Genomic DNA, 21,625 nt, shown 5'->3' with positions numbered 1-21,625 from the left:
CGGCCACCCAAGCAGCCGCCGACGCGCACCGCACGTCCCTTCAGCGTTTCTGCTCGAGCACCTCGACGTCGCGGCTCAGCCCGATCCGCGGCGCGAGCGCCCCGGAGGCTGCGGTGATCAGCGCGATCACGATCAGCAGCACCGCAGCCGTCCACGACCGGCCACCGCTGGCCGCCAGGAACGCGGTGGCCAGCAGCGGGACGAACCCGCTGATCAGCGACGCGATGTTCGCCGACAGCGCGACGCCGCTGTGACGCAGCTCTGCCGGGAAGAGGTCGGTCAGCAGCACCCCCGACACCGCGTAGGGCACCGACAGCAGCGCCACGGCCACCGTGATGCCGAGGATCACCAGCAGCGGGACGGTCGTGTCGATCAGCCAGAACGCGGGGAACGCGATCACGGCCGACGCGAGGCCGCCGAGCAGCGTGATGCGCCCCGCGCCGTGGCGCTCCGCCAGCCGCCCGCCCGCGATCAGCACGCCGATCTCGACGACGGCGGCGACGAGCGTGCCGACGAGCAGGACCGAGCGGTCGATGTGCAGCGTGCCGGTCCCGTAGCTGATCACGAAGGTGGTGATCAGGTAGAACCCGCCGACGCCGAGCAGGGTGGAACCGGCGCCCACCAGCAGCTGCGGGAACGCGCGCAGCACGACGTCGCGCACGGGTGCCGAGGCGCGCTCGTCCTCGCGCAGCAGCTGCTCGAACAGCGGCGACTCCTCGATCTTGAGCCGCAGGTAGAGCGCGACGAGCAGCAGCGGGAACGCCGCGAGGAACGGCAGGCGCCAGCCCCACGCGTCGAAGCTCTCCGGCGGCAGCAGCGAGACCAGCACGAACGCACCGGAAGAGAGCAGCGTGCCGATCGGTGACCCGATCTGCGGCATGGCCGCGTACCGCCCGCGGTGCTCGATCGGCGCGTGCTCGACGGCGAGTGTGACGGCCCCGCCCCACTCTCCGCCGACCGCGATGCCCTGCAGGATGCGCATCAGCGTCAGGAGGATCGGCGCGGCGACGCCGATCGTGAAGTAGTCCGGCAGCAACCCGATGATCCCGGTGACGATCCCGATCAACGTGACGGTGATCAGCAGGCAGGTCCGCCGCCCGATCCGGTCGCCGAGGTGCCCGAAGATCAGCGCGCCGACCGGGCGGGCCACGAAGCCGGCAGCGAACGACGCGAACGCGGCGACCGTCGCGACGACGGGATCGCCGGTGACGAAGAACAGCCGGTTGAACACCAGCGAGGCCGCGGTGCCGTAGAGGAAGAAGTCGTACCACTCCAGGGCCGTGCCGACGAACGCGCCGAACGCGACTGTCCGTGCCTGCTTGTCGGTGACTGCGGTGCTCATGACTCCTCCAGTCCGAACGTGGTGGCACCGTGGACGCAGCGCCCGCCGACGAGCGTCGCGAGCACCTCGATCCCGCCGATCCGGTCGGCGGGAACGGCGGTGACGTCGTCGCCGAGCAGCGTGAGGTCGGCGCGCTTGCCCGGCGTGAGCGAGCCGCGTTCGTGCTCCTCGCCGGCGATCCATGCGGTGTCGACGGTGTAGGCGCGCAGCGCGGCGAGCGCGTCGACCCGCTCGTCGGGCCCGAGAACGGTCCCGCTCGCGGCGAGCCGTTGCACCATCGACTGCATGCCGAGCAGCGGCGCGCCGGCCGCCACGGGCCGGTCGGAGCTGCCCGGCACCCGCAGCCCGGCGCGCAGGAAGCTCGCGTGCCGGTACAGCCCGTCCGCGCGGTCCGGCCCGAGGGCCGCGGCCATCGTGTCGCCGAACTCGGCCAGGAACCGCGCCTGCGGGACGGGCGTGACGCCGAGCTCGGCCATCCGCGCGACCTGCGCCGGCGACGTCACGGCGGCGTGCTCGATGCGGTGCCGCGCCGGTCGCGGATGGCGGCCCTGCGCCTGCGCGAACGTGTCGAGCGCCAGGTCGATCGCCCGGTCGCCGATGGCGTGGGCGGCCACCTGCCAGCCGCCGGCGTGTGCCGAGACGATCAGCTCGCGCATCGCGTCCGGGTCGCTCTGGAGGTAGCCGTGGGAGTGCCGGTCACAGAACTCGTCGTGCATCGCCGCGGTGCGCGCGACCAGCGAGCCGTCGAGGAAGATCTTGACCGCGCCGATGCGCAGCACCGCGTCGCCGAAGCCGGTGCGCAGGCCCAGATCGAGCCCGACGCCGTCATCCCCGGCCAGCGCGTGCAAGGTGTCGGCCACCGGCATGAGCTGCACCCTGGTGCGCAGGTCGCCGCGGTCGCGCGCGAGCTGGTAGGCCGCCAGCTCGCGGGGTGAGCGGCCGATCCAGCCGCCGCCGATGCCGCACTCGGTGACGTGCGTGAGGCCCTCGGCCGCGTACACCGCCGACGCCGCCCCGATCGCCGTGGCCAGCTCGTCGGTCGCGACGGGCACGAGCAGCGCGGACGCCAGGTTCTGCGCCTGCTCCTCGAGGGTGCCGGTCGGCTCGCCCTCGTCGTCGCGGACGACGACGCCGCCCTCGGGCACGGCGACGGAGCCGTCGAGCACGCCGATCCGGCCCAGCACCGGCGTGTTGACGGTCGTGACGTGCCCGGACCGGTGCTTAAGCACGACCGGTCGGCCGTCCGCGGCCCGGTCCAGCGCCTGACGGTGCGGGTGGCCGCCGATCGCGGTGTCGTCGTAGCCGGCGCCGATCACGAACGAGTCCGGCGCCAGCGTGGCGGCGCGCTCGGCGACCCGGGTGTAGAGCTGGTCGAGGCTGGTCAGCCCGCGCAGGTCGACCTCGGCGAGCGACTGCCCGAACCACGCCATGTGGTTGTGCGCGTCGCCGAAGCCGGGCACGAGGGCGGCCCCCTGCGCGTCGACCTCCGTCTCCCCGCGCAGCCCGTCCGCGTCGAGCGCGACGATCCGGCCGTGGTGCACGGCGACGCTGCGCGCGAGCGGGTGCGCGTCGTCCAGGGTGCGCACCGCGGCGTTGCGGACGATCAGGTCGACCTTCATGGCACCTCCCGTGGTGGCCGCTGGGGTGTGCGTTGATCAAGGGCAAAAGGTCGCTCGTGGATCTTGGTTGACGACCTTTCGCCCTTGATCGCCGTCACACGGTGGTCGCCCGGGCTGTCGTCGGCGGGTGCACGGGCGGCGGTCTGTCGATCAAGGGCAAAAGGTCGCTCCTCGAGCTTGTTGGACGACCTTCTCCCCTTGATCAACGCAGCTGGGCCACCGGCTGAGGTGCTCATGTCACCCCAGGTGGTGGAGTCGGGTCAGCGGTAGGACGGGCGAGTGGTGCAGGGCGATCTCCTGGCCGTCCGCGCGCACCGGGACCGGCCCCGGCTCCACCTCGACGGTCGGGGTGGCGGTGTTGTGCAGCATGTCCGCGCAGGTCAGGCCGCGGCTGTGGGAGATCGCGGAGTAGGTGCGCCCACGCGGCAGCGCGCCCGGGTCGTCGAGGCAGTGCTGCGAGACGAAGACGTGCGCCAGGCGCGCCGGCGCCGCGCCCTGCCCGCCGTAGAACGCGCGCATGCGCCGCGGCTGGGTGAGCCGCGTCGAGCCCGACCCGGAGCCGGCCGCGCCCCAGGCGACGAACCCGGACTTGATCACCAGCTCCGGCTCGGCGCCGAACCAAGCCGGGTGCCACAGCACGATGTCGGCGAGCCGGCCCGGCGCGATCGAGCCGACGTGGTCCGCCAACCCGTGCGCGACGGCCGGGTTGATCGTCAGCTTGGCCAGGTAGCGCAGCACCCGGGCGTTGTTGGCGACGTCCGGGCCGGTCTCCCCGGCCAGCGTGGCCTGCACGTGCGCGAGCTGCCAGGTGCGCCGCGCCGTCTCCGCGACCCGGCCCATGCCCAGCGCATCCGAGTTGACGATGCTGATCGCGCCCTGGTCGTGCAGCCAGTTCTCGGCCGAGATGGCGTGCTCGCGGATGCGGCTGGCCGCGATCGCGACGTCGCTGGGCACGTGCGGGTGGCCGCGGTGCACGGTCATCGTCATCGGACCGAGCTCGGCGATCGTCGACGGCGTGAGCGGCAGCGTCGGCGTGGTGGAGCTGGTGAGCACGTTCGGCCGGGAGACGATCGAGAGCAGGTCGGGGTGCCCGCCGCCGCCCTCCACGTGGTACGCGTGCACCGTGCGACCGCCGACGGCGGCGAGCGTGTCGCCCAGGTAGCCGGCCTCGTTCAGCGTGTCGGTGTGCAGCGCGACGGGCAGGTCCGCGGCCTCCGCGACGCCCAGGCACGTGTCGATCACGGGCGGGGTCGCGCCCCAGTCCTCGTGGATCTTGAAGCCGCCGCAGCCGGAGAGCACGGCCTCTTCCAGCAGGTCCGTCGACGTCGACGAGCCACGGGCCAGGAACGCCGCGTTGATCGGCACGCTCTCCCAGCCGGCGATGAGCGTGTGCAGGTTGGCGCGCGGGTTGGCGCCGACGTCCCACACCCCGCCGATGCCCATCCCGACGATCGTCGTGACGCCCGCCGAGAGCGCCGCCGGCACGAGGTCGGCGTTGGACAGGTGCACGTGCGAGTCGACGATGCCCGGCGTCGCGATCAGGCCCTCGCCGGTGATCATCGCGGTGTGCGCGTCGACCTCGAGCTCGACGCCGTCCAGCACGTCCGGGTTGCCGGCTCGTCCGACGCCGACGACCCGGCCGTCCTTGATGCCGATGTTGGTCTTGCGCACCCCCAGCACCGGGTCGACCAGCACAACCCCCAGCACGATCATGTCCAGCGCCGACGCGCGGTCCGCTGAGTTCGAGACCAGCGCGCCGTGCCGCGCGGTCTTGCCGCAGCCGCCCAGCAGCTCCTCGCCGGGCTCGGTGTCGTCGGCCTCGACCTCGATCCACAGGTCGGTGTCGGCGAGCCGGATCCGGTCGCCGGTGGTGGGCCCGTAGCGGGCGGCGTAGGAGCTGCGGTCGATGCTCACGACGTGCCTCCGATCCGCACCACGTCGACCACGCGCTCCGCGCCGGCGTCGATCCTCAGCGCGGTGCCGGCCGGCACGTCGAGCCGGAACCGGCCCTCCGGTGCGTGTACCCGCAACGCCGGGTTCAACGCGTCGAGCGGGACGTGCGAGGAGACCCAGATCGCGAGGTCGCCGGTGTTGTGCAGCGTGGCGGTGGCCCGCTCGCGGCCGGGTGCGAGCGCCACTTCGCCGGCGGCTGCTTGCACGGCGCCGGGACCGTCGGCAGTGACCGGCCCGAACGGCGCGTCCACGTGCACGAGCACGCTCCCGTGCGGGAACAGCGCCTCCACCTGCAACGACGGCACCGCCGACGCGACCCCGTCGACGAGCTGGTCGGTGGTCACGACGGCCCGGGCACGGGCCACGACCTCGGCGTAGGGCAGCCCGTCCCACGCCCACTCGCAGATCTCGTCGCAGACGAGCGCCACGGCTTCCGGCGCGCCCAGCAGTGCCCCGCGTTCGAGCCGCCGGCGCGCCAGCTGGGCGCCGCTGTGCAGCAGCAACCGCTCCTGCTCACGGGGCGTGAGATGCATCGGCACAGTGTCGGCCTCTGCCACCTGCAGTGGAAGGGCGATTCGTCACCGCTTCGCAGCTCTAAGATGTGCACATGCACAGTTCTCGGTGGGCGGCGCTCATCGGCGAGGTGCGTGGCGACGCCGACGCGCTCGTCGGGGCGTTCGTCGAACGGGTGCGGGCCATCCCGCCCTACGGCCGCGGGCTGGTGCCGACGGACCGGTTGGAGGCCGACGCCGTCGACTCGTTCGACTACCTGCTGCGACGCATCGCCGGCCACACCGTTCCGGCTCGGCTGGCCGGCACCGGACGCGCGATCGGTCGGGACCGGGCTCGTCGGGGTGTTCCGCTGAACGACCTGCTCACCGCGGTGCGGATCGACTTCACCGTGCTCTGGGGCGCGCTTCGGGCACATGCCGGGCCGGCCGACGAGGCGTTGCTGGTGAGCCGGGTCGAGACCGTCTGGAAGGTCGTCGAGGAGTACACGACGCAGATCCAGGTCAGCTACCAGGAGGAGGCCGCACTGCTGGCGCGCGAGCGCCTCGGCGAGCGGACGAGCCTGGTGGCGGCGTTGCTGAGCACCGCGGACCCCGATCCCGACGACGCCGCGCGGGTGGCCGTCGCGCTCGACGTCGACGTGGATGCCGACCTGCTCGTCGCCGCTGCCGAGGGGTCCGCCGGGCGGTCGCTGCGCACCGCCGCCGACGGGCTGGCCGGCGGTGGACGGATGGTGCACGTCCAGCCGGCGGGCCGGTTCACCGTGCTCATCGCGCGCTGGGACGGGGGAGCCGGCGCGCCGGTGCGGGCCGCGCTCGCCAGCGTTCCGTGCGGGGTGGGTCCGATCGCGCACGGGATCGCGCGCATGCCGCACAGTGCCCGGCTGGCCTGCGAGATCGTCGCCGCCGTGCCCGGAGCGACCGGCCCGACCGAGCTGGCCGGTGCCTGGCTCCCCGTCGCGGCGGCTCGGCTCCCGAACTCCGGCGACCTGGTCGAGCCGGTGCTGCAGGGACTGACGGGGGCGCCGGATCAGCTGCTGGAGACGGTGCGCGCCTACGCCGCGTCCGGGTCCGTCGCGGACGTGGCGACGCGGATGTTCTGCCACCGCAACACGGTGTTGAACCGGCTGCGGCGCTTCGCGGAGCTCACCGGCCGCGACATCACCGTGCCCCTCGACGCCGCGGTGGTCCTGCTGGCTCTGGAATGCGCCGGCGCACTGGCAGACTGACGCTCGTGAACGGTCACGGCGACACGGTGGTGGTCCTGGCTGCAGACGGGGTGGGCCTCGTCCTGCACTCCGACGGCGGCCTGCCGGTGGTGCGGCACTGGGGTGCGGCGCTGCCCGAGATGACGGCTGCGGAGGCGGCCGCGCTGGTCGGGGCGGGGGTGCCGCTACCGGGGTCGAGCACCCCCGACGAACCGGTGCGGGTGGCGGTCCTGCCCGAGCTGTCGGCCGGGTGGAGCGGGCGCCCTGGCCTGTCCGGGTCGCGCGGCGGGCGGGCGTGGTCGACGGCGTTCCGCGTCGAGTCGGTGCAGGTCGACGGCGTGCCCGTCGACGGGTTCGCCGCCGCGGGCGCGGCCGAGGTGGTCTACGACGCCGTGGACACCGACGCGGAGCTGCGGCTGCGGCTGGTGATCGCGCTGCTGCCGTCCGGGCTGGTGCGGGCGCGCGCGGAGCTCACCAACACGGGTGCCGAGCCGTACACCGTCGACGGGCTGAGCCTCGCGCTGCCCGTCCCGGCGTCGGCGGACGAGCTGCTCGACTTCGGCGGCCGGCACAACCAGGAGCGCGTTCCGCAGCGCAGCAGCTTCCACACCGGCCTGCACCTGCGGGAGAACCGCCGCGGCCGCACCGGCGCCGACACCGCGTTCGTGCTGCACGCCGGCGCCGCCGGGTTCGGGTTCGCGCGCGGCGAGGTGCATGCCGTGCACACGGCGTGGAGCGGCAACCACGTGCACTACGCGGAACGGGCCGCGGCCGGGCCGAGCCTCCTGGGCGGCGGCGAGCTGCTGCTTCCCGGCGAGATCCGGCTGGGCACGGGCGAGAGCTACACCAGCCCGTGGCTGTTCGGCGCCTACGGCGACGGGCTCGACGCGATCGCCGGCCGCTTCCACCGCTTCCAGCGGGCGCGCCCGCGACGCGTCGACACGAACCGGCCCGTGACCCTCAACGTGTGGGAGGCCGTCTACTTCGACCACGACCTGCCGCGGCTGCTCGACCTCGCCGACCGCGCCGCCGCGCTCGGCGTGGAGCGGTTCGTGCTGGACGACGGCTGGTTCGGCAGCCGGCGCGACGACACGTCCGGCCTCGGCGACTGGGTCGTGTCGAAGGACGTGTGGCCGGACGGGCTGCACCCGCTCATCGAGCGGGTCCGCAGCCACGGCATGGAGTTCGGGCTGTGGTTCGAGCCGGAGATGGTCAACGTCGACTCCGACGTCGCGCGCGCCCACCCCGAGTGGATCATGGCGGCCCGGCCCGAGCTGCCCGTCCCGGCCCGGCACCAGCAGGTGCTCAACATCGGCATCCCCGAGGCGTACGCGCACGTCCGCGACCAGATGCTCGCGATCCTCGACGAGTACGACATCGGCTACATCAAGTGGGACCACAACCGCGACCTCATCGAGGCCGGCAACCGCACCGACGGCGGCCGCCCCGGCGTGCACGCGCAGACCGAGGCGTACTACCGGCTGGTCGACGAGCTGCGCGCCGCGCACCCGGCGCTGGAGATCGAGTCGTGCTCGTCGGGTGGGCTGCGCGTCGACCTGGAGGTGCTCGCGCGCACCGACCGCATCTGGGTCAGCGACAACATCGACCCGCACGACCGGCAGCGGCTGCTGCGCTGGACCGCGCAGCTGGTGCCGCCGGAGTACCTGGGCTCGCACATCGCGTCCGGGCGCTCGCACACGACCGGCCGGGTGCACGACCTCGGCTTCCGCGCCGCCACCGCCGTCTTCGGCCACCTCGGCATCGAATGGGACCTGGCCAAAGCCACCGACGCCGAGATCGCCGAGCTGGGAGCGTGGATCGGCTGGTACCGCGAGCACCGCGACCTGCTGCTCGGCGGCACCCTCGTGCGCATGGACGGTTACCCCGGCGTGTCGTTGCACGGCGTCGTGGCGCCGGACCGTTCACGCGCGGTCTTCGCCTTCGCCCCGGCCGACAGCCTCTACCCGGATCCCGTCCCGGCGCTGCGGTTCCGCGGCCTCGACCCCGAGCGGCGCTACCGCATCCGCCCGGTGCTCGTCGGTGCCCCGCCGTCGGGCCTGCGGGCGCCGCGGTGGTGGGGCGACGAGGGCGCGGTGCTCACCGGCGCGGCACTGGAGCACGTCGGGGTGGCCGCCCCCTTGGTGCACCCGGACCAGGCGGTCCTGTTCCAGCTGACCGTGGTCTAGCGACGTCACACACCTGGTGCGGTCGTCACACACGCTGCAGCATGTGTGACGACCGCGCTCGGTGTGTGAGGTCAGCGCAGGCCCAGGGCCGCGCCGCTCGCCGCGTCGCGCCACACCGACGCCCCGTCCACGTACGGCTCCAGCAGGGCCAGCAGCTCCGCGTCGCCGCGGCCGGCCAGCGCGTCCGCGGCGATCCGGTACGCGACGCCGGCGACGAAGTCCGCCACCTGCACCCGCGCGTCCGACCGCGACGGGACGAGCGTGAGCCCGGCCAGCGCCGGGAACGCGGCCCGCAGCGCGGCGATCCGCGCGGCCGACAGCGTGGTCTGCCGGTCGTGCACCAGCTCGACGGGCCCGCGGTCGCTCCAGCGGGCCACGGTGGCGCCGATCGCGGCCGGCAACGGGTCCAGCGCGGGGAACGGGGGCGGGGCGGCCAGTTCCGCCGCCCGCTTCGCGCCGACGGCGTCGGCGATCTCCGGGGCCGTGGCCCGCAGCGCCTCGACCGCGACGCCCAGCTCGGCCGGGGTGCGGGCCCGCAGCACCTGCTCCACCTCCACGAGCGGTGGCGCGATCCCGTCCAGCGCCCTGGCCAGCAGGAACGCCTTGTCGACTAGGTGGACGCTCGCGCGCCCGACCAACCGCTGCAACGTCCACACCAGCGCGTCGCGGTGCTTGGCGCGCAGCAGGTGGTTGGCCTTGTACTCCTGCGCGGGCGAGCGGATGCGCGCCCGCAGCTCGGCGACGACCTCCGCAGCCGTCGCCACATCGAGATCGGTGCCGGCGTGCGCGAACACCGTCGTGACCCCGCCGACCAGGTGCTCGCCCTCGTAGCCCGACTCGTCGCAGGCGATCACCCGGGGCACCCCGGCACCGTACCCAGGTGTGCCGGAGCGGGGGCCGGGGAACGCGACCGGCATGCGCGTGCTCGTCACCGGGGCGTCCGGGTTCGTCGGCAGCCGGTTGTGCCCCGCGCTCGTCGAAGCCGGCCACGAGGTGCGTGCGATGACGCGCCGGCCGCAGGACTACCGCGGGGCGGGCGAACCGGTGGCCGGCGACGTGCACGATCCGGCGTCGCTCACCACCGCGCTCGACGGGTGCGCGGCCGCGTACTACCTCGTCCACTCGCTCGACGACCCGCGCTTCGCCGAGCGCGACGCGGCAGCCGCCCGCACCTTCGCGCGTGCTGCCGCCGACGCCGGAGTCCGCCGCATCGTCTACCTGGGCGGGCTCGGTGACGACCGCGACGACCTCTCCGAGCACCTGCGCAGCCGCCGCGAGGTGGAGCGGCTGCTCGGCGGTTCCGGGGTGCCCGTGACCACGCTGCGGGCCGGGATCGTCGTGGGCCACGGCGGCCTCTCGTGGGAGATGACCCGGCAGCTCGTCGAACGGCTGCCGGTGATGGTCACGCCGCGCTGGGTGGACACCCGGACCCAACCGATCGCGGTCGCCGACGCCGTGCGCTACCTCGTCGGGGTGCTCGAACCGGCGGCGGCCGCCGGTCGGTCCTTCGACATCGGCGGCCCGGACGTGCTGCGCTACGTCGACATGCTGCGTCGGGTCGCCGCCATCCAGGGCCGCCGACTGCGCGTGGTGCGGGTGCCGCTCCTCTCGCCGCGCCTGTCGTCGGCGTGGCTCGCGCTCGTCACCGACGTCGACACCGTGGCCGGTCGGGCACTGGTCGACTCGATGACCAACGAGGTGGTGGTCCGCGACGCGGCCGTCCGCGACCTCGTACCGTTCGAGCCCATGGACTACGACGAGGCAGTGCTCGCGGCGCTCGGCGAACGGGCGCGGGCGGCCCGATGAGCGCACCGGAGGCCGGTGCTGCTGCCCTGGCCCGCCGTCGGCGCGCCGTCGTGACGACGGGCGTCGTCGGTGCCGCGCTGCTCGGCGCCGGGCTGACCGCGCCGGCCGGGTCCGGCCGCTTCTACGGTCTCACTGCCGCAACCGCCGCCACGTACGTGGCCGGTTCGCTGGCCTCGGGCCCGATCCGGCGGGGGAGCCGCCGCGTGCTGGCTCCCGCCGTCGTCGGCGCGGGCGCGTTCGGCGTGTTCTACGCCGGCGGCCTGGTGGCCCGGCGGATCCCGTTCGCGCGGCGGGCGATCTCGCGGATCCTCGGCTACGCGGCCCAGGGCATCGATCCGCTGGTGGTGGGGGTGGCCGTCGCCAACGGCGTCGCCGAGGAGATGTACTTCCGCGGAGCCGTCTACGACGCTGCGGGCGGGCGGCGACCGCTGGCGACGTCCACCGTCGCCTACGTGGCTGCGACCACGGCGACCCGCAACCCGGCGCTGGTGTTCGCGTCCGTGCTGATGGGCGCCCTGTTCGCCGTCCAGCGGCGGGCGACGGGCGGGGTGCAGGCGCCGGCGATCACGCACCTCGTGTGGTCCGTGCTGATGATGCGGTTCCTGCCCCCGCTGTTCGCGGAGGAGCCGATCAGGCCGGTGCCAGCACTCGACCGGTCTCCAGCAACGTCTTGAGGCTCGACAGCAGGTGCGGCCAGCCCTGGCTGCACGTGTCGCGGACGATGCTGTCGGCCGGGAACCCGGAGTGGGTCACGGTCAGCTTGACGATGCCGTCGGCGTCCTCGATGTCGAACGTGACGGTGGAGCGGGGCTCGTCGGCGGCCTGAGCGCGGAACTCCTCGCCCATGCCCGTCGACGCGGCCCACTCCGGGGTGAACGTGTGCCAGGTGTACGCGAGCCGGCGCGGCGGCTCGTAGGCGATCACGCGCTGGTCGGGATGGTCGATGCGGGTGTCGCCCTCGATCCAGGTGAGGGGAGCGCCGACGGTCCACTCGGACTCCAGCGCGACGCCCCAGTAGCGGCGGGTGAACTCTGGCTCCACCAGCGCCTTGAACAGCTTGTCCGGCGTGGTGGCGACGTAGCTGACGTACACGAAGTCGGTGCTGGTCACGGGGATCTCCAATGCGGTTGTGAGGTCGGCGAGGGCTTGCGCCCTCGCCCGGTCGTAGCGGCTGATCCAGCGGTCGGCGACGGCGTTGATCGGCGCGGCGTTGAGGAAGTGCAACTTCTCGCGGCCGCGCCGCGACGTGACGACCAGTTGGGCCGCCTCGAGCACGGCCAGGTGCTTGCTGACGGACTGGCGGGCCATGTCGAGCTGGCCGCACAGCTCGCCGAGGGTCTGGCCGTTGCGGGCGTTGAGGCTGTCGAGCAGGCGGCGCCGGCCCGGATCGGCGAGCGCCCGGAACACGTCGTCCATCTCGTCCCTCCACATGCAGCTGTCTGGCTGCATGACGACAATAGGCAGCTGATTGGCTGCATGTCAATGGCTATCCTGCCCGGCATGTGCGCCGCGACCGAGATCGACCCGTCCAACGTCGAGTCCGCCGCCGCCTGGGACGGGCCGTCCGGTGATGCCTGGGTGACGCACGCCGAGGCGCACGACCGCGCCGTCTCCCGCTACCTCGACGCTTTCCTGGCCGCCGCCGCGCTCCAGCCCGACCACCGCGTGCTCGACGTGGGCTGCGGCAACGGCCTGACCAGCATCGAGGCCGCTCGACGTGCAGGGTCCGTCGTCGGATGCGACCTCTCGACCGGCATGCTCGACGTGGCCCGCCGGCGCGCCGCGGCGGCCGGCGTGGCGAACGTCGAGTTCGTGCGGGCCGACGTCCAAGTCGCCGACCTGGGCAGCTTCGACCGCGTGATCAGCCGCAACGGCACGATGTTCTTCGGCGACCCGCCGGCCGCGTTCACCAACCTCGCCCGCATGCTGCGCCCCGACGGCCGGCTGGTCATGCAGGTCTGGCAGCCCTACGCGGAGCAGGAGTGGCTGCAGATGTTCCGGGGGGTCGCCGGCCCCGTCCCGCCGCTGCCCACCGAGGGCCCGACACCGGTCTCGCTGAGCGACCCGGCGAAGATCGAACGGCTGCTCACCGCGGCCGGGTTCGCGCCGCCGCGGATCGACGGGCACGTCGAGCCGATGCTCTTCGGGACGCCCGCCGAGGCCGAGGAGATGGCGCTGTCGATCGTCGGGGCCATGCTCACCGATCTGGACGCCGATCGGCGGGCCGAGGCCGTCGCGGCTCTGCGCGCTTCGTTGGCGGCGCACGACGGCCCGGACGGCGTCACCTACCGCTCGGCCGCCTGGATCGTGACGGCCGGGCGGTGGTGACGCGGCGCCCGTTGGATGTCGTTGATCAAGGGCAAAAGGTCGCTTCGCAAGATCGAACTACGACATTTTGCCCTTGATCAACGCGCCGAGTTCCGGCGCGCCGAGACCGGTGCGCGTGTAGCCAACGGCGCCTGATCAAGGGCAAAAGGTTGTCCTCGAAGATCAACCGACGACATTTTGCCCTTGATCACCGCCACCCCGGCCTCACCAGGACCGAGGCGGCGCCTCCGCCGGGCCCAGCGCCTGCTCCAGAGCATCGGCCAGGTCGAACAACCGGTCCTCGCGGTCCGGCGGGCCGATGAGCTGCGCCCCGACGGGCAGGCCTGCGACCGTCCGCCCCGCCGGCGCGGCGACGGCGGGCAGGTGCAGGGCCGTGGCCAGCGCGATGCGGTCGAACAGGTGCAGGTACGGCAGGGACGCGCCGTCGACGTCGATGTTGCGGGCCGCCAGGCTGCCCGTCTGGGTGTGCGGGATCGCGGGCACGGGAGTGATCGGCGCGAGGATCGCGTCGTAGCGCTCGAACCAGGCGCCGACCGCCCGTTGCATGCGGGCCCGCCGGCCGCGCGCGGCCAGCACCGCCTCCTCGTCGGAGGTGAACAGCACGACCGCCGCCTGCTCGCGGTAGCGCGAGGCGCCCGCGGCCACGGCGGCGAGCGCGCCCGGCCGCTGCGCCCGCATCCGGTCGAGCAGCGACTCCGGGAAACCGGACGCGGTGATCGGGAAGAGCAGGCCGAAGTACGTCTCGATCAGTTCGTCGACGTCGACGGGCGGGGCCGCGATCTCGACGACGACGCCTTGGCCGCGCAGCGCCTCGGCCGCGCGCTCCAGGACGGTGCGCACCTCGGCGGCGAGCGGCAGCACCGGGTCGTCGAGCCACAGCGCCACCCGCAGCCCGGTCGCCGGCGTCGGCGCGGTGCTGCGCCCGGCGAGCACCTCCCACAGCAACCGCAGGTCGCCGGCGCTGCGCGCCATCGGGCCGCCGACGCCGAGGTCCTCGTCCGCCGTGTACGGCGTGCCGGGCAGCGGCGGGATGTGCCCGCGCAGCGAGAGCCGTCCCCAGGTCGGCTTCAGCGCGTGCACGCCGCAGTAGCCCGCCGGCACGCGCAGGGAACCGCCGATGTCGGACCCGATCTCCAGGCTCGTGACGCCCGTGGCGAGCGCGACCGCAGCGCCGCCCGACGAGCCGCCGCTGGTGCGCTCGGGATCGAACGGGTTGCGGGTGGTGCCGTACACGTCGTTGAAGGTCTGGACGTCAGCGCACATGAACGGGGTGTTCGTCTTGGCCCAGGGGACGGCGCCGGCTGCGCGCACGGTCGCGACGAGGTCGGCATCGGGCACCTCCGGGTCGCGCCCCACGAGCGCCGGGTTGCCGGCGACCGCGGGCAGGCCGGTGACGTCGAACGCGTCCTTGATCGTCATCGGGAGACCGGCGAGCGGGCCGAGCTCGGTGCCCTGGGCACGCGCCTCGTCGATCGCTCCGGCGGCGGCCCGGGCGCGTTCGAGATCGGTGGCGACCACCGCGCCCAGCGCCGACGTGGCCTCCGCCCGAGCGGCCGCGGCGTCGAGCAGCTCACGGGCCGACACCCGGCGGGCGGACAGGTCGGAGAGCAGCTCGCGCGCGGTGGGCTCGGTCATGATCACCAGCCTCGTCCGCGGCGCCGGCACCTGTCCAGCCTGCCTCCGGGCGGTTCTGTGATCGGTCTCGCGTCACCTGATCGACGGCGTCCGCGAAGATCGTCGACGCGGTGCGGGCACCCATTCCGACCAGCGCCGGAACGGCGGTAGCCATTTCTCTGCCAATCCAAACGCGTACGTGACGGCGATCACGATATCGACGATTTCCGTGACGATCACTCGGGCGCGTAGAACATATCCTTGTTACGTTCACGACTCGTGACGGCAGCCGACGAGTCGACCATCGAGATCGAGAGCCCCGTCGTCGCCGACGGCAGCGCGCTGCACCGGATCGCCACCGATTCGCAGGTGCTCGACGTCAACTCCCGGTACGCGTACGTGTTGTGGTGCCGCGACTTCGCCGCGACCTCGGTCGTCGCCCGCCGCGGAGCCGACGTCGTCGGCTTCGTGACGGGGTACCGCCGTCCGGACCGGCCTGACGTGCTGTTCGTGTGGCAGGTGGCGGTGGACGCCGCGGCTCGCGGCGGCGGGGTGGCCGGTCGGATGCTGGATGCATTGGTCGCTCGGGTACCCGGCGTCACGACTCTGGAAACAACCGTCACCGACGACAACGCAGCCTCCCGGGCCCTGTTCGCGGCTTTCGCCGCCCGGCACGGCGCGCAGGTCGAGCGCTCCGAGCTGTTCGGTGACGTGCTCGGCCCCCAGCACGAGCCGGAGATCCTCCACCGGATCTCCCCCATCGATCGAGGAATGGTGAAGGAATGACCGTGTTCGACGACGTCGAATCGCAGGTCCGGAGCTACTGCAGGTCCTGGCCGGTGGTCTTCGACACGGCGGTCGGATCCCGGATCACAGACGTGGACGGAAAGTCCTATCTGGACTTCTTCGCCGGCGCCGGTGCGCTCAACTACGGGCACAACCCGCCGGCGCTGAAGCGGCCGCTGCTGGAGTACCTGGCGCGCGACGGCATCACGCACGGCCTGGACATGTACACGATTGCCAAGGCCGAGTTCCTCCGCACGTTCTCCGAGGTCGTGCTGCAGCCTCGCGGCCTGGACTACAAGGTGCAGTTCCCCGGTCCGACGGGCGCCAACACCGTGGAGTCGGCGCTGAAGCTGGTCCGCAAGATCACCGGCCGCGAAGCGATGATCAACTTCACGAACGCGTTCCATGGCATGACGCTCGGCGCGCTGTCGGTCACCGGCAACTCGATGAAGCGCGGCGGCGCCGGCATCCCCCTCGTGCACGCCACGCCGATGCCGTTCGACAACTACTTCGACGGCACCGTGCCCGACTTCATGTGGCTGGAGAAGCTCCTGCAGGACGCCGGCAGCGGACTGAACGAGCCGGCCGGCGTGATCGTCGAGACCGTGCAGGGCGAGGGCGGCATCAACCCGGCCCGCGTCGAGTGGCTGCAGGGGCTCGCCGAGCTGTGCCAGCGCCACGGCCTCCTGCTGATCTGCGACGACGTGCAGATGGGCGTCGGCCGCACCGGCCCGTTCTTCTCCTTCGAGATCGCCGGCATCCAGCCGGACATCGTCTGCCTGTCGAAGTCGATCTCCGGCTACGGACTGCCGATGGCCCTCACGCTGATCAAGCCCGAGCTCGACCAGTGGGGCCCCGGCGAGCACAACGGCACGTTCCGCGGCAACAACCCCGCGTTCGTGACGGCCACCGCGGCGCTGAACGAGTTCTGGCGCGACGACGAGCTGGAGCGCGCCACCATCGCCAAGGGGGAGCGGATCGAGGCGGCGCTGAGCGGGTTCGCGGCCGCGTCCGGTGCGGTCGAGCTGACGCCGAAGGGCCGTGGCCTCGCCCGTGGCCTGCAGTTCGGCCAGCCCGAGCTGGCCGCGAAGGTGTGCGCGGCAGCGTTCGAGCGTGGTCTGCTGATGGAGACCTCGGGCCCGTCCGACGAGGTCATGAAGCTGATGCCGCCGCTCACGATCACGAACGACGAGCTCGACGAGGGGCTCGCCGTCGTGGGGGAGGCGCTGCGGTCGGTCACGGAAGGGGTCAGCTGATGATCGTCCGCACGCTCGAGGAGATCACCGACACCGAGCGCGACGTCAAGACGCCCAACTGGCGCAGCAAGCGCATCGTGCTCGCCAGCGACGGCGTCGGCTTCTCCGTGCACGAGACCGTGCTGGCCGCCGGATCCGTCAACGACTTCTGGTACGCCAACCACATCGAGGCCGTCTTCGTCACCGACGGGGAGGGCGAGCTGTACGACAAGGACAACGACCGGACCTACCGCCTCGGCCCCGGCTCGATCTACGTCCTGAACGGCAACGAGCGCCACCAGTTGCGTCCGCGCACGCAGATGACGACGGTGTGCGTGTTCAACCCGCCGGTCACGGGACGGGAGGTGCACGACGAGAACGGCGTGTACCCGCTGATCACCGAGGCCGTCGCAGGAGCGGAGGAGGCATCGTGACCGTGCTGGACGCACCGACCGCAGACGCGTACCCGACCCGGGTCGCCGACCGCCCGTCGCTCATCGAGCGGTCCGAACCCACGGTCTGGGGCTCGTCCACGCCCGGCCTCGCGAGCCACGACGACCTGGTCGCGCACGACCGCGACGGGTTCCACACCGTCCCGGCCCTGCTCTCCCCGGACGAGGTCGCGACCTACCGCGCCGAGCTGGACCGGCTCGCCACCGACGAGACGATCAGGGCCGACGAGCGCACGATCGTCGAGAAGACGTCGCAGCAGGTGCGATCGGTGTTCGAGGTGCACCGGATCAGCGAGCTGATCGCCCGGCTCGTCGCCGACGAGCGCGTGGGCGGCCGGGCGCGGCAGATCCTCGGCTCCGACGTCTACGTCCACCAGAGCCGCATCAACTACAAGCCCGGCTTCGGCGGCGGCGGGTTCTACTGGCACTCCGACTTCGAGACCTGGCACGCCGAGGACGGCATGCCGGTGCCGCGGGCGGTCAGCTGCTCGATCGCGCTCACCGACAACCATGCCTACAACGGCCCGTTGATGATCATGCCGGGCTCGCACCGGACGTTCGTCGCGTGCGTCGGCGAGACGCCGGCCGAGCACTACCGCGAGTCGCTGCGCGAGCAGGAGATCGGCACGCCCGACCCGGAGAGCCTGGCCACGCTGGCCGACCGCCACGGCATCGCCGTGCTCACCGGCGAGGCGGGCTCGGCCACGTTCTTCGACTCCAACTGCATGCACGGCTCGCCCAACAACATCTCGCCCTACCCGCGCTCGAACATCTTCCTGGTGTTCAACAGCGTGGAGAACGCGCTGGTGGAGCCGTACGCGGCACCGGGGCGGCGGCCGGAGTACATCGCCGCGCGCACGTTCGACCCCGTCTGATCGCGCCGGAACGGCCCTCCGGATCGGAGGGCCGTTCCTCGTTCACCTCTTCGCGGTGAGCAGCACCGTCCGCACGACGTTCATCGCGGTGTCGAAGCGCGACTCGGCGAAGTACAGCGGCCCGATGATCACCGAGACCTCGCACCGGTCGCCGCTGGAGGCGACGATCTCGAACGAGCGCATCGGCAGGTCCCGCAGCGGCGCGGGGCGGATGTCGAGGTACGCCTCGACCAGCTCCATCGCCTCCGCGGTGCGGGGGTTCGTGAGCACGGCGACGACGTCGTCGTAGTAGTACTCGTGGGTCTGCTCCTTGCCGATCCGGCCGGTGACCGTGTCCAGGGTGCCCTCGAAGACGCAGAACAGCCGCTCGGTCGGGCAGATCACCATCACGTCGTACGCGGTGAAGCGCCACACCCTGTCGAGCCCGCGCCGGGCCCGTGCGCCCTTGGCCGGACCGATGATGGTCAGCGGTCGATCGGCCAGCTTGGCGAACGTCTCGATGCCGACGTCGCCCCCGTGCAGGCGGAGCTGGTCCGGGGTCAGGCCGAACCGGGTCATGGCGTGATCGGCGGCCCGGTTGCGGTCGTCGTCCAGGCCGTCGCGCATCACGTCGGACAGCGGCGTGGGCTCGGCCCAGGCGTGCCGGCGCCAGTAGTCGTGCCGCGTCGCCAGGCCCTGGATCAGGGTCACGACCGCACCGACGAAGAGCACGGCAGCGGCGATCGGCTGTCCAGCGAGGAACGTCGCCACGGAGGCGACGGACGCTGCGGCGGCCACGTACAGCAGCCGCCGCGCCCAGACGAGAGCGGCCGGATCCGGGCTCGGCCGGAACCAGCGGCGGACCTGCTCCTTGCGCAATGCGCTGTCGGGCGGACCCAGCGGGGTCCTCTCGTTGAAGGCCGGGATGTCGTACGGCATTGTGCTCGTCCCCTCGTCACAGCGGATTTCCGTGGCGAGGGGCTCGACGCGGCGCGACCCTCCGTTGCCTGGTGAACGGCGTTCCCACCCGCGCGGCCGACGAACTCACCCCGACTGGGCGCAGCGCTCCGCGGCGATCGAGTTGCGGACTAGCGCCCGCCGGGCCGGCGGCGGTGAACGGTCGAAAGTTGACGACGAACGGGCGGTTTGATGCGCTGAGCGGTAACGCGTCGCGTCAGTGCGGGAGCGCGTCGAACGGCAGCAGCTCGGGGCGCTTCGGTGCGAACCCGTCACCCGTGCTGTGCCCCTGCAACCGGCGCGCGACGAACGGCAGCACCCACTCGCGCACCCAGCGCAGGTCCTCCTGCTGCCGCGTGAGCCACGGGACGGGCTCGGCGGCCGGCAGGGGAGTGCGCCAGTCGTCGGTGATCGGCTCACCCAGCACCTCCAGCGTGCGCAGGGCGACGCGGCGGTGCCCGTCGGCGCGCAGGTGCAGGCGGTCCGGGCCCCAGGTGCGCGGGTCGCCGAGCGGGGCCATGCCCCACAGGTCGACGACGGTGGCACCGTGCCGCTCGGCGCTGGCCCTGATCAGCTCGTTGTAGCAGGCGATGCGGCCGCGCAGCCGGCGGATCAGCGGGTGCATGCGGCCGAGGTCGAAACCGGTGAACGTGAGCACGGTGGCACCCGTGGCGACGACGCGCTCGAGGGCCGCGTCGAAGCGTCGTGCGAGGTCGTCGGGGTCGCAGGTGAACCGGATGACGTCGTTGCCGCCCGCGCAGAACGTGATCAGGTCCGGGCGCAGCTGCTCCGCGATGGGCAGCTGGTCCTCGACGATCTGGTCGAGCAGCTTGCCGCGCACCGCGAGGTTCGCGTAGCGGAAGCCGGGCACGCCCGCGGCCAGCTGCTCGGCGACGCGGTCGGCCCAGCCGCGCGGGGAGCCGTCGGGTCGGAAGTCGTCGAGGCCCTCGGTGAAGCTGTCGCCGAGCGCGACGAAGCTGTTCCACCCACCCATCGCGCGCACCTTCCGTTCACCTGCGGCACATCATCCGTCCCCCTGGGGATCTCCCCAATATCACTCACGGCAGGTGATTCGCGCCAGTGGCTGTGCGGGGCGGGCGGCGGATAGGGCACCCTTGCCTCATGGCGGAGATCCGTTCGGCCGAGCCCGACTCGCTGCGCGCGATCCTGGGCGGCCGCGGCGGCGCCGTCGACGCCACGCTCCCCGTCGTCGGGTTCGTGATCGGGCTGGTGATCGCCCAGGCCGTGGATCTGCCGGCGCCGCAGCCGGTGTACTGGGCCGGTGGACTGGCCGTGGCCGTCGCCGCCGTCGTGGCCGGGGTGCGCCTGGCGCAGGGCCGGCGGCCGCGGTCGGTGCTGATCGGGCTGCTCGGCGTGGTGGTCGCCGGCGCCATCGCGTTCTACACCGGACGGGCGATCGACTTCTTCCTGCCGCAGATCATCAGCAACGCGGGCAGCGCGTTGGCCTGGGCCGTGTCGATCGTGATCCGGTGGCCGCTGCTCGGCGTGATCGTCGGCGGGCTGCTGGGCCAGCGCACGCGGTGGCGCCATGACCCGCACCTGCTGGCCGGTTACCAGCGGGCGAGCTGGGCGTGGGTCGCGCAGTACCTGGTCCGGCTGGCCGTCTTCGTCCCGCTCTACCTGGTCGGCGCCGAGCTCGCGCTGGGGATCGCCCGCCTCGCGCTGACCTGGCCGCTCGTCGCCGTCTGCATCGCCGTCTCGTGGCCGCTGCTGCGTTCGGCGCTGCCGCCGGGTCACCCCGGGATCCGGCATCCGGTGCCGCCCGGCTAGGTTCGAGGGTCGAGGGGTGAGAGTGCTCACCATCGGTGATCGTTCTGCAACGATCAAGGGTTGCGGTTCGCTGAACTGGTGAGAACCGACCCCGCGATCGCCGGAACCGAGCACCTGGAGACATGGGACACCCCACCACCGTTATGCCGCCACGCAACCGCACCCAGACCCCGCCGCAGCCGCCCGTCGAACCGGTCACGCCGGTCGCGCCGGCCCCGGACCTGACGCTCAGCAAGGTCCTCGCGGTCGCCGGCGCCGGTGCCACCAGTGCCGTGCTCGGGTCGCTGTTCGGCGTCGCCGGCACGGTGCTGGGCGCGGCCGTCGGGGCCGTGCTGACGACCGTCGCCACCACGCTCTACCAGCGCTCCCTCGACCGCGCCCGCAGCGTCGTCACCGCCCGGCTGCGGTCGCAGGGCCCCACCAGCACCGACGACCTCGACACCGTCGTCATGGCACCACCTGCCCGGCCCGGCGAGCAGCCCACCGAGCTGATCGCCCCCGCCGACCTCCCTGGCCGTTCCCGGCGGCGCATCGTCGGCTACGTGCTGGCCACCGTGATCGGCTTCGGCCTCGCGCTCGGCCTGGTCACGGGCATCGAGGCGCTCAAGGGCTCGACGTTGCTGAAGGGCGAGTCGGGCACGTCGGTCGGCCGGGTGCTGCAGGGCGGCCCGCGCGCATCGGTCACGCCGACCCCGGACCCGTCCGACTCCGACGACGACAGCGGCGGCTCCGGCAAGTCGCAGTACGACCACGACAAGGAGTCGAGCGAGCCCACCACAGAACCCAGCGGATCGGTCCGTCCCACGACGGGCACGCCCCGACCCAGCAGCACCCCGTCGGCCGAGCCGAGCGGCGGGCTGGGCGGGCTGCTCGGCAGCAACGGGGGCTCGAACGGGTCCGGCGACGCGAACCCGGGCCGCAACGGGTAGGGCCGCACGCCGAACCACGTCACACACCGGCGGGCCCGTTCACACACGTTCGAACG

Annotated in this window: 20 protein-coding genes; 11 read left to right on the top strand and 9 right to left on the bottom strand. The window is 72.9% G+C overall.

Annotated features, from left to right (window positions below; all coding sequences use genetic code 11):
• Positions 1-40: 40 nt before the first annotated feature.
• The 4 genes from ACQEVB_RS05355 to ureA form a co-directional block, all read right to left on the bottom strand.
• Complete coding sequence (locus ACQEVB_RS05355) at positions 41-1,342, bottom strand: MFS transporter (protein WP_432965864.1); 1,302 nt, start codon at positions 1,340-1,342, stop codon at positions 41-43.
• Entirely contained in the window at positions 1,339-2,961 is a 1,623-nt protein-coding gene (locus tag ACQEVB_RS05350) for an amidohydrolase (protein WP_432965861.1), read from the bottom strand. Before ACQEVB_RS05350 ends, ACQEVB_RS05355 begins: the two co-directional genes overlap by 4 nt.
• A gap of 237 nt (positions 2,962-3,198) precedes the next feature.
• Positions 3,199-4,875 carry an urease subunit alpha gene (locus tag ACQEVB_RS05345; RefSeq protein ID WP_432965858.1) on the bottom strand — a complete coding sequence of 559 codons (1,677 nt, stop codon included), beginning with the start codon at positions 4,873-4,875 and terminating at the stop codon, positions 3,199-3,201.
• Positions 4,872-5,447 (bottom strand): urease subunit gamma, encoded by a 576-nt coding sequence (gene ureA, locus ACQEVB_RS05340; RefSeq protein WP_432965855.1) that lies wholly within the window; start codon positions 5,445-5,447, stop codon positions 4,872-4,874. Before ureA ends, ACQEVB_RS05345 begins: the two co-directional genes overlap by 4 nt.
• A gap of 74 nt (positions 5,448-5,521) precedes the next feature.
• On the opposite strand from ureA, the gene ACQEVB_RS05335 reads away from it, so the two are divergent.
• A complete protein-coding gene (locus ACQEVB_RS05335; protein ID WP_432965852.1) occupies positions 5,522-6,652 on the top strand; it encodes a PucR family transcriptional regulator in 1,131 nt (376 codons plus the stop codon).
• 5 nt (positions 6,653-6,657) lie between these two features.
• Positions 6,658-8,817 carry an alpha-galactosidase gene (locus tag ACQEVB_RS05330; RefSeq protein ID WP_432965849.1) on the top strand — a complete coding sequence of 720 codons (2,160 nt, stop codon included), beginning with the start codon at positions 6,658-6,660 and terminating at the stop codon, positions 8,815-8,817.
• Positions 8,818-8,888: 71 nt separating this feature from the next.
• On the opposite strand, the gene ACQEVB_RS05325 is transcribed toward ACQEVB_RS05330, so the two are convergent.
• The gene (locus ACQEVB_RS05325) at positions 8,889-9,680 is read right to left on the bottom strand and encodes a DUF3800 domain-containing protein (RefSeq protein ID WP_432965846.1); all 792 of its coding nucleotides are present in this window, start codon (positions 9,678-9,680) and stop codon (positions 8,889-8,891) included.
• A 19-nt stretch (positions 9,681-9,699) separates the two neighbouring features.
• On the opposite strand from ACQEVB_RS05325, the gene ACQEVB_RS05320 reads away from it, so the two are divergent.
• Both ACQEVB_RS05320 and ACQEVB_RS05315 read left to right on the top strand, forming a co-directional pair.
• Positions 9,700-10,623: an NAD(P)H-binding protein gene (locus ACQEVB_RS05320; protein ID WP_432965843.1), complete on the top strand. Its 924-nt coding sequence runs from the start codon at positions 9,700-9,702 to the stop codon at positions 10,621-10,623.
• Entirely contained in the window at positions 10,620-11,297 is a 678-nt protein-coding gene (locus ACQEVB_RS05315; RefSeq protein WP_432965840.1) for a CPBP family glutamic-type intramembrane protease, read from the top strand. The genes ACQEVB_RS05320 and ACQEVB_RS05315 overlap by 4 nt, the downstream gene beginning before the upstream one ends.
• Here the strand turns inward: ACQEVB_RS05315 and ACQEVB_RS05310 are convergent.
• A complete protein-coding gene (locus tag ACQEVB_RS05310) occupies positions 11,254-12,039 on the bottom strand; it encodes an ArsR/SmtB family transcription factor (RefSeq protein ID WP_432965837.1) in 786 nt (261 codons plus the stop codon). The two genes, ACQEVB_RS05315 and ACQEVB_RS05310, sit on opposite strands and share 44 nt — an antisense overlap.
• A gap of 84 nt (positions 12,040-12,123) precedes the next feature.
• Between ACQEVB_RS05310 and ACQEVB_RS05305 the strand changes: the two genes are divergently transcribed.
• Positions 12,124-12,951: a class I SAM-dependent methyltransferase gene (locus ACQEVB_RS05305; RefSeq protein ID WP_432965834.1), complete on the top strand. Its 828-nt coding sequence runs from the start codon at positions 12,124-12,126 to the stop codon at positions 12,949-12,951.
• Between the two features lie 204 nt (positions 12,952-13,155).
• Here the strand turns inward: ACQEVB_RS05305 and ACQEVB_RS05300 are convergent, their stop codons facing one another.
• Positions 13,156-14,586, bottom strand: coding sequence for an amidase family protein (locus ACQEVB_RS05300; protein ID WP_432965831.1), 1,431 nt, complete (start codon positions 14,584-14,586; stop codon positions 13,156-13,158).
• A gap of 258 nt (positions 14,587-14,844) precedes the next feature.
• On the opposite strand from ACQEVB_RS05300, the gene ectA reads away from it, so the two are divergent.
• From ectA to thpD, 4 genes are read left to right on the top strand one after another with little or no spacing between them, the layout of a single operon-like run.
• Positions 14,845-15,351 (top strand): diaminobutyrate acetyltransferase, encoded by a 507-nt coding sequence (gene ectA / locus ACQEVB_RS05295; protein ID WP_432965828.1) that lies wholly within the window; start codon positions 14,845-14,847, stop codon positions 15,349-15,351.
• Complete coding sequence (gene ectB, locus ACQEVB_RS05290) at positions 15,348-16,607, top strand: diaminobutyrate--2-oxoglutarate transaminase (protein ID WP_432965825.1); 1,260 nt, start codon at positions 15,348-15,350, stop codon at positions 16,605-16,607. The genes ectA and ectB overlap by 4 nt, the downstream gene beginning before the upstream one ends.
• Complete coding sequence (locus tag ACQEVB_RS05285; RefSeq protein ID WP_432965822.1) at positions 16,607-17,020, top strand: ectoine synthase; 414 nt, start codon at positions 16,607-16,609, stop codon at positions 17,018-17,020. The genes ectB and ACQEVB_RS05285 overlap by 1 nt, the downstream gene beginning before the upstream one ends.
• A complete protein-coding gene (gene thpD, locus ACQEVB_RS05280; RefSeq protein WP_432965819.1) occupies positions 17,017-17,913 on the top strand; it encodes an ectoine hydroxylase in 897 nt (298 codons plus the stop codon). The genes ACQEVB_RS05285 and thpD overlap by 4 nt, the downstream gene beginning before the upstream one ends.
• A gap of 42 nt (positions 17,914-17,955) precedes the next feature.
• On the opposite strand, the gene ACQEVB_RS05275 is transcribed toward thpD, so the two are convergent.
• Together ACQEVB_RS05275 and ACQEVB_RS05270 are read right to left on the bottom strand one after the other, a co-directional pair.
• Positions 17,956-18,831 (bottom strand): hypothetical protein, encoded by an 876-nt coding sequence (locus ACQEVB_RS05275; protein ID WP_432965816.1) that lies wholly within the window; start codon positions 18,829-18,831, stop codon positions 17,956-17,958.
• 235 nt (positions 18,832-19,066) lie between these two features.
• On the bottom strand, positions 19,067-19,843 hold the full coding sequence (locus tag ACQEVB_RS05270) for an SGNH/GDSL hydrolase family protein (protein ID WP_432965813.1): 777 nt from the start codon (positions 19,841-19,843) through the stop codon (positions 19,067-19,069).
• Positions 19,844-19,971: 128 nt separating this feature from the next.
• On the opposite strand from ACQEVB_RS05270, the gene ACQEVB_RS05265 reads away from it, so the two are divergent.
• Together ACQEVB_RS05265 and ACQEVB_RS05260 are read left to right on the top strand one after the other, a co-directional pair.
• Positions 19,972-20,640: a DUF3159 domain-containing protein gene (locus ACQEVB_RS05265; RefSeq protein WP_432965810.1), complete on the top strand. Its 669-nt coding sequence runs from the start codon at positions 19,972-19,974 to the stop codon at positions 20,638-20,640.
• A 122-nt stretch (positions 20,641-20,762) separates the two neighbouring features.
• A complete protein-coding gene (locus tag ACQEVB_RS05260) occupies positions 20,763-21,569 on the top strand; it encodes a hypothetical protein (RefSeq protein WP_432965807.1) in 807 nt (268 codons plus the stop codon).
• The last annotated feature ends 56 nt before the right edge of the window (positions 21,570-21,625 follow it).

It is taken from the genome of Pseudonocardia sp. CA-107938 (assembly GCF_050936315.1).
Classification (GTDB): Bacteria; Actinomycetota; Actinomycetes; order Mycobacteriales; family Pseudonocardiaceae; genus Pseudonocardia.
This window is presented reverse-complemented; position numbering and strand designations above follow the sequence as displayed.

Coding starts and splice junctions, on each gene's coding strand:
- ureA (WP_432965855.1), bottom strand. CDS start 5,447: ATGCATCTCACGCCCCGTGAGCAGGAGCGGTTGCTGCTGCACAGCGGC.
- ectB (WP_432965825.1), top strand. CDS start 15,348: ATGACCGTGTTCGACGACGTCGAATCGCAGGTCCGGAGCTACTGCAGG.
- ACQEVB_RS05310 (WP_432965837.1), bottom strand. CDS start 12,039: ATGGACGACGTGTTCCGGGCGCTCGCCGATCCGGGCCGGCGCCGCCTG.
- ACQEVB_RS05350 (WP_432965861.1), bottom strand. CDS start 2,961: ATGAAGGTCGACCTGATCGTCCGCAACGCCGCGGTGCGCACCCTGGAC.
- ACQEVB_RS05265 (WP_432965810.1), top strand. CDS start 19,972: ATGGCGGAGATCCGTTCGGCCGAGCCCGACTCGCTGCGCGCGATCCTG.
- ACQEVB_RS05355 (WP_432965864.1), bottom strand. CDS start 1,342: ATGAGCACCGCAGTCACCGACAAGCAGGCACGGACAGTCGCGTTCGGC.
- ACQEVB_RS05275 (WP_432965816.1), bottom strand. CDS start 18,831: ATGCCGTACGACATCCCGGCCTTCAACGAGAGGACCCCGCTGGGTCCG.
- ACQEVB_RS05335 (WP_432965852.1), top strand. CDS start 5,522: ATGCACAGTTCTCGGTGGGCGGCGCTCATCGGCGAGGTGCGTGGCGAC.
- ACQEVB_RS05315 (WP_432965840.1), top strand. CDS start 10,620: ATGAGCGCACCGGAGGCCGGTGCTGCTGCCCTGGCCCGCCGTCGGCGC.
- ACQEVB_RS05300 (WP_432965831.1), bottom strand. CDS start 14,586: ATGACCGAGCCCACCGCGCGCGAGCTGCTCTCCGACCTGTCCGCCCGC.
- ACQEVB_RS05260 (WP_432965807.1), top strand. CDS start 20,763: ATGGGACACCCCACCACCGTTATGCCGCCACGCAACCGCACCCAGACC.
- ACQEVB_RS05305 (WP_432965834.1), top strand. CDS start 12,124: ATGTGCGCCGCGACCGAGATCGACCCGTCCAACGTCGAGTCCGCCGCC.
- ACQEVB_RS05270 (WP_432965813.1), bottom strand. CDS start 19,843: ATGGGTGGGTGGAACAGCTTCGTCGCGCTCGGCGACAGCTTCACCGAG.
- ACQEVB_RS05285 (WP_432965822.1), top strand. CDS start 16,607: ATGATCGTCCGCACGCTCGAGGAGATCACCGACACCGAGCGCGACGTC.